Source organism: uncultured Fibrobacter sp., from assembly GCF_937877005.1.
Classification (GTDB): domain Bacteria; phylum Fibrobacterota; class Fibrobacteria; order Fibrobacterales; family Fibrobacteraceae; genus Fibrobacter.
In genome coordinates, this window is the sequence record NZ_CALEFV010000279.1 from 1 (window position 1) to 6,992 (window position 6,992).

At 51.0% G+C, this 6,992-nt stretch carries 4 protein-coding genes; all 4 read right to left on the reverse strand.

Annotation, left to right across the window (positions count from 1 at the left end):
- Positions 1–71: 71 nt before the first annotated feature.
- Entirely contained in the window at positions 72–2,012 is a 1,941-nt protein-coding gene (locus Q0628_RS12285) for an FISUMP domain-containing protein (RefSeq protein WP_298771379.1), read from the reverse strand.
- Between the two features lie 291 nt (positions 2,013–2,303).
- Complete coding sequence (gene gdhA / locus Q0628_RS12290; RefSeq protein ID WP_298771381.1) at positions 2,304–3,653, reverse strand: NADP-specific glutamate dehydrogenase; 1,350 nt, start codon at positions 3,651–3,653, stop codon at positions 2,304–2,306.
- A 274-nt stretch (positions 3,654–3,927) separates the two neighbouring features.
- Positions 3,928–4,716 (reverse strand): inositol monophosphatase family protein, encoded by a 789-nt coding sequence (locus Q0628_RS12295; protein ID WP_298771383.1) that lies wholly within the window; start codon positions 4,714–4,716, stop codon positions 3,928–3,930.
- A gap of 69 nt (positions 4,717–4,785) precedes the next feature.
- Positions 4,786–6,992, reverse strand: a 2,207-nt coding sequence (locus Q0628_RS12300; RefSeq protein WP_298771386.1) for a hypothetical protein, incomplete at its 5' end; no start/stop codon positions are given.

The window sequence follows — 6,992 nt, forward strand, 5'->3', positions numbered from 1 at the left end:
GAAACGGTCGCAGAGGCACCAGCCAGCAACAAGCAAATTTCATCCAGTGCTAGCGACCAGCTTAGCCTATTCTAGGGCTCCTGCGCAGCCTTAGCGCTGTCTACTGGCGCAGCAACCTTTGCGCTATCAGCAGGAACCACCTTATTCTTCACACACCGAAGCGAGAACGCCGAGTGCTCAAAATCTTCGGCAGTCATAAAGTCATCTTTTGAATTAATCAGGTTCCAATAAACAGCACCCATTCCAGCGCCACCTTCGGCCGCCCAAAAATAGGCACTCGACCCCAACTCGGCGTATTCACCGTCATTGTAGCGGCTTCCGGCAGGAAGGGCATTGAACTCACTCGCATTGTTCGCAGGTCCACCCCCCTGCACCCAACCTTCACGGCTCTTGAGTGATGCAGCAAGCCCCTTGCGCTTATTAAGCGCATACTGCCCCAACGCCACCCATTCATCACGGCGCGGAACATGCCAGCCATCGGGACAGATTCCCTGATGTTCTTGCAACACGGAAGCCTGCGACACACTGTCGAGCGAATTCTCGATATAGTCCGCAGGCAATCTCATCACGACATGCCACGGATAAAGCCTTCCGTAAGAACGACAACGAATATCCTTTTCCTCGTAGCAGAAACTACCCGGAGCGGCGAACCGCAAGTTCTCCGCCATCCAAACGGCATCACCAACAGCCACGGTCTTATAGCGATTATCGTCACGTCTGTCGTAAATAGAGGTACTATCGTAAATTTCTTCGTCATCAGGCGGATCCATGAGGCACCGTACCGCATAGGCATTGCCTTTCTGCACGGAATCCATCACAAAATCATCGTTATCATATAGCAGAGTCCATGCTAGGGAGTGCAGCGAATCCCCCTCGGTACCCGACCAGAATCCAGCAAATGTCTCTATTCCGCCAAAGACTCCGGCCGTATCGCGCGCTCCGGCCGCGAGTCCCGCAAAGCCAAAGCCGTCCTCGCCAAGCAGGACATTCTCATTTTCTTTCCAGCCTTCGCGAGCACGCAGGTTCGTGCCCACGCCCACAGCATCGTCAATATCCTTCAGATAGGCAATCAGCTTATGGAAATCAAATACGGTCGGAACATGCCAGCCGTTCGGGCAAATTCCGCGCGGTTTTCTCCTGGATATTGAATCACGCGCTTCTGTCCTTGAGAACCTATCGTCAATCTTCATCGCGGCAGTCCAGGTATATAGGCGCCCAAACTTTTCGCAATTTTCCTCCTTATACTCGTAGCAGAAACTCCCGGGAACATTAACGTTCAAGTTCTTGACCATCCAGATCTGGTCGCCAACATGAATCGTCTGCACTTCCCTGTCCTGCACCTTGACAACTTGCGGAATCACCTTAGGTGGCGGAGGAGGCGGTTCCTTGATTTTATATAGCCTATCTTCGACGCAACGGATCGAGACGGCCTCGTCCTTCCCCGCATAGACCTTTTCCAAAGTCCTGGAATCGTACATCAGGCTCCAATAGACAGCTCCGACATCGTCAATTTCAGCAGAAGACCAAAACTGTGCCGAGCGACCTATATCCATAAAGCCCACATGCTTCAACCTCATTCCCGCAGGAATCGCAGAGAAACCAAACTCGTTGGAACCGCCTGGCAAGCGAATTTCGCGTTCCCACATATCCGCCGACTTGAGGCTGATACCGACACCGTCGCTTTTTCCTTTCTTTCCGACGAAATACTTGAGCATGTACCAGTCCTTGTTGCTCGGAACATGCCAGCCAGCGGGGCAAGCGTCGTGATACACGCCCTTTTTCAGCTTTGAAAAATCGAATTTCTTGATGGAATTATAGTTGTAGTAATCCACCATCCTCATCGCCATCGCCCAATCGTAAAGCCTTCCGTAAGTAGCACAGTTGTAGTCCCTATTGTCGTAACAGAAACTCCCCTTTATCTTGTAACGCAAGTTTTCGGCGAACCAACGCTGGGCGCCTATCTGGACAGTCCTATACACATTCCCATCGCGCCGATCCTTGAAATCGGGCATTTTCTCTATGTGCGCAAAAGCCCCTCCGCAACCAAGGAGAAGTATAAACGCATAAAACAATCTCAAATAGGAAAACATTGGAATAATCCCCCCATCTGAATATATACAAAAGAAATGAAAAAGCAACAAAAAAGCCCCCGGCTCTTGCGAAACCGAGGACTTTTTAGAGTGGTAATTTCCCGCGAGCGGTCTTATCCGTAAGCGACAAAGCTCCAAGCGTTAAGCTGGAGCGGTCGCGAGAGAATCGGCTCCAGAGTAAGGATTCTGGAGAATTTAGCCGATTCGGTCTTATTAGACAGCGCCCTGCCACTTCATGGCATCGGCAACCTTGAGGAAGCCGGCGATGTTTGCACCCATCACGAGGTTGCCCTTCTGGCCGTACTTGACAGCGGCAGAGGAAGCAGCGGCGTAGATGCTCTTCATGATGCCTTCGAGCTTCTTGTCCACTTCTTCGAAGGTCCAAGAGAGACGTTCGGAGTTCTGAGACATTTCGAGGCCGGAGGTAGCCACGCCACCAGCGTTAGCAGCCTTGGCAGGTCCAAAGAGAACGCCAGCCTTCTGGAAGGCTTCGATAGCTTCCGGAGTAGACGGCATGTTTGCACCTTCGGCAACGGCCTTCACGCCGTTAGCGATAAGGGCCTTGGCACCGTCGAGGTCGAGTTCGTTCTGAGTTGCGCACGGAAGAGCAATGTCGCACTTGACCGTCCAAACACCCTTAGAACCTTCGTGGTATTCAGAACCGGGAACCAGCTTGGCGTATTCGCTAATGCGGGCACGCTTCACGTTCTTGAGGTCGAGAACGATGTCGAGGTTGATGCCGTTCGGGTCGTAGATGTAGCCGTTGGAGTCGGACATGGTCACGACCTTGCCACCGAGCTGAGTAGCCTTCTGGCATGCGAACTGGGCAACGTTACCGGAACCGGAAATCACGACGGTCTTGCCTTCGAAGGAGTCGTTAGCGAGGTCCTTGAGCATTTCGCGAGTGAAGTAGCAGAGGCCGTAGCCAGTAGCTTCGGTACGAGCGAGAGAGCCACCGTAGGAGAGGCCCTTACCGGTGAGAACGCCCACAAATTCGTTGCGGATGCGCTTGTACTGACCGAACATGTAACCGATTTCGCGAGCGCCAGTACCCTGGTCACCAGCCGGAACGTCCGTGTCGGCACCGACGTGCTTGCAGAGTTCAGTCATGAAGGACTGGCAGAAACGCATCACTTCGTTGTCGCTCTTGCCCTTAGGATCGAAGTCGGAACCGCCCTTGCCGCCGCCCATGGGGAGCGTGGTCAAGCTGTTCTTGAAGATCTGTTCGAAGCCGAGGAACTTCAGCATAGAAAGCGTCACTTCGTTACGGAGACGGATACCGCCCTTGTAGGGGCCGATAGCGGAGTTGAACTGCACGCGGTAGCCACGGTTCACCTGAACGTTACCCTTGTCATCGAGCCAAGGCACGCGGAAGGTAATCACGCGTTCCGGTTCGACGAGGCGGTCGATCACGCCGTTGGTTTCCCAGGACTTGTCCTGTTCGAGGACGGGGTCGAGGGATTCGAGGAATTCACGGACAGCCTGATGGAAGAGGGCCTGGTCCGGATCACGGGCGACGACCTTGTCATAGACTTTCTGAAGGTAAGCATTCTTGATTGCCATTTTATATATCTCCGTTGAGAGTTTAGATTGTTAATGTTTTTAACGTCTATAAAGATAGCAAAGGGGCATGACAAATAGTGAAAAACGGGCAAAAATCTTCAAAAACTTACATTTTTGTAAGTTAGTATTTTGCAAGTTTTGTAAATTGTCTTTTTTCAATAAAAAACGATGATATGAATTTATAAAACTTACATTTTTGTAAGTTTAAAATTTGTTTAGGCAACGGTAAAAAAGATTTTACATCATCGGCCAGATTTTTTTTGTTCCAGACAGCTTACGAAACAGCATCGACCAGTGTTTCGTGCAGAATTCCGTTCGAGAAAATCACCTGTTCCGCATCCACAAACTGCATGGGACTCCCGTCAATATGGGTCGACCGGCCTCCCGCTTCTTCCACAAGCAAGGCTATGGCTGCGATATCCCACGGATAGCTCATCGTCATCACAAAGCAGTCAATACGCCCGCAGGCTGTAAAGCACCCTTCGATAACCGCCGAGCCGAAACACTTAACACGTTCAAAAACTTCGGCTTCGCGGGCAAAATTTTTTGAGTTCTGAGCATTGATCGTTTCGACATTTCCCACGTTGAAATCGCCATTACTGACAATGGCATGCACCGGGTCAGCGCAGTCACTCACATGAATTGGCGATCCGTTCATGAACGCACCCTCACCCTTTACCGCCGTAAAGAGTTCTCCAAGTTTTGGCAGATTCACCACCGCAACCAGGGGCCTACCCTCGAAGTGAAGCGCTATGGAAATTCCCCACAGAGGAATGCCACGACTAAAATTCACCGTTCCATCTACCGGGTCGATTATCCAGCGAAAGCGCGGATCAGCCCCCTCGACGACACCCGCCTCTTCGGTGCGAATAGAATGTTCCGGAAAGGCCTTACGGAGGCCTTCGACAATCAGCTTTTCGCTAGCAATATCCGCGCGCGTGACGACATCCTTCTTGGATTTGTACCTGATATCGCCCAAGTCTTTTTGGATTTCTAGACAAAGGGCGCCCGCTTCTTTAGCAAGCGCTTCTGCAACCTTTAAATAATCTTCAGTATTAGACATGAGAAACAAAAGATTCTTTATAGATGAATAATTTAATCATCAATTATCCATCATCCACTATCAATTACATTATTCCTTGTATGCGCAGCAGCGGAAACCAATCGTCGGAGACTTGTAAAAATTCGCCGCACCACGGAAAGCCACTTTTTCGCCCGTCAGGAAAACAACCTCAATATGGTCGGGAACATACTTCATTCCGTTACCGATGCTTTCAAGCCATTTGTCGCCACCCTTCTTGTATTCAGAATACGGGGCATAGTCCGTACCCACGGAATTTCCGCTAGAATCCTGCACATCGAAGAACTGTAGCGAATCTTTGAAATCCTTCTGAGTCAAAATCTGGTACAGCGATCTCGATGTGTCGGCTACAAAAACCGTATCGACTTTGGTCCCTTCGCGATATAGATAAACAGTATCCTTCGTGTAGCCGAGACGGGTAAAGTACGGGAAACTCCGGTTCGTGCAGAGAGCCTGCGTTTCAAGGTCCAGGCCGCCCATCACCTTGTAGCTGCCCCCCTTCACTACCGCAAGCGTATCTTCGGAACGACCCATGACCCATTCCTGATACTGACCAGGCATGTCACGAACTCCCATCGGATTCATGCACCGAGGGCTTCGCTTCGTTATATCTGCCGCCGAGGCGGAGTCATTCGACGCCACATTGCAGTCCTTGAATAGCAAATCGGTCGGCTGCAAAATATCTTCCTGAACAACTCCATACGAAAGCGTTCCGCCCGAAAGGCACACCAGCTCCCAGTCGCGCTCGTTGCAAAGGCTAACTGTAAACCCGCTAGCCGAGACGGCTTCGCAGGCCGCCAGCGCATCGGAATGCAAGACATTAGTCATGAAAGCACCAGAATCGTTACGATGTTCCAATCTTTCCATGCAGAAGAACGACGTATCCGAGGATTTCACCGGTACAAAACCTTCGGGACATTCAAGTTCTGCCGCATAGGCGCTTGGAGCCACATAAATCGTATCGATCAGCGCCACGGAATAATACTTCGACTTGTCTATCGCACGAACTCGTAGAATCAGCGTGTCTCCCGGAGCGACCCAGCGGATGGTATCCGTCACGAACGACCCAACTGCAGAAATTTCCATCGTGTCACCGCTCACTTCGTACAAGCTAGCCCCGTAGCTCGTCGCCCCCGTATCCTTATAAACGGTCCATTTATTCTGATTGACATCATAATATTCAATCATATAGGTAGACACGGTATCGTAACAGATCTTAAATACGCAGGTATCGGGAAGCGTCAAAACAGAATCCACTTCAATGTTGTGAGACTTCTTGTAAGGGTCAACACTCTGGCTCCAGAAGATACGCAGACGGTTGTTGCTGTCGAGTCGCGCCATGTCAGGATAAAGGGTATCCTTGAGCGTAAAAAGTTTTGTCGGCATCAGGGGCGCAACCGAATCTGTCGTGACAAAATCCTTCGTAGCGTTATCGGAACGATTTCCCGAGGAATCCCACGCGGTGATCGTAATCGTATACTTGGACTCCGCCTTGAGTCCATCGACAATCAGGCGGAACATGTTGGAATCCGGCTCATCCTCATTGTACCCCTTACCATCCTTGACCATGATTCGCAGATAGTTCTTCACTCTGTCGCCATGCGAGGTGGTATCGACCCACATCGAATCATTGTTGCGATAAAGCTGATGGTGACGCTTATAGATACTCGTTCCCGTAGAGTCCGTTCCATCGGGCGAAATCACCTTCACCGACAGCTCGCGGATGTCCTCGTCCTTGTCCTGAGTGTAAATTTCGATGTTATAACCGACAATCGGCCCCGAGAGTTCACCCGGCTTATAGTAATCCGTCTGGTCCGTCGAGCGGGTCCACTGCATTAGATATCCAGTCGTCCACACGGAATCCTCATAGTTGACCAGGGACGGCTTCAAATCGTCACCGAAATGCAGATAGATACGCTGAACCGTTCCTGGCCTTCCACTGGAATAGTCACAGTAGATGGCAATCAGCAAGCTGTCGCGCACTTTCGTATAGTCCTGGATATAGGACGTCAGGTCAATCGTATCAAAAAGCGCCTCGGTCCCTTCGGCATACTCGAAACTGTCCGTCGCCTCTTCCAGATCACCATCACTGACTGCTTTTGCCGTGTCCCCTACGACAAGCGAATCCACCCAGAGGTAAATCCGTTCGAGATGATCCGTATCAATCGGATAGCGGAAACGCACCATAAAGCAATAGGCTCCGCTATCCGCACCCTTCGCACACTGGCGCAGTACCGACAGGTCCGAGATTTCTCGGT

Bases quoted from the DNA above. Each gene is read 5' to 3' on its own strand.
- gdhA (WP_298771381.1), bottom strand. From the start codon at position 3,653: ATGGCAATCAAGAATGCTTACCTTCAGAAAGTCTATGACAAGGTCGTC.
- Q0628_RS12285 (WP_298771379.1), bottom strand. From the start codon at position 2,012: ATGCCCGATTTCAAGGATCGGCGCGATGGGAATGTGTATAGGACTGTC.
- Q0628_RS12295 (WP_298771383.1), bottom strand. From the start codon at position 4,716: ATGTCTAATACTGAAGATTATTTAAAGGTTGCAGAAGCGCTTGCTAAA.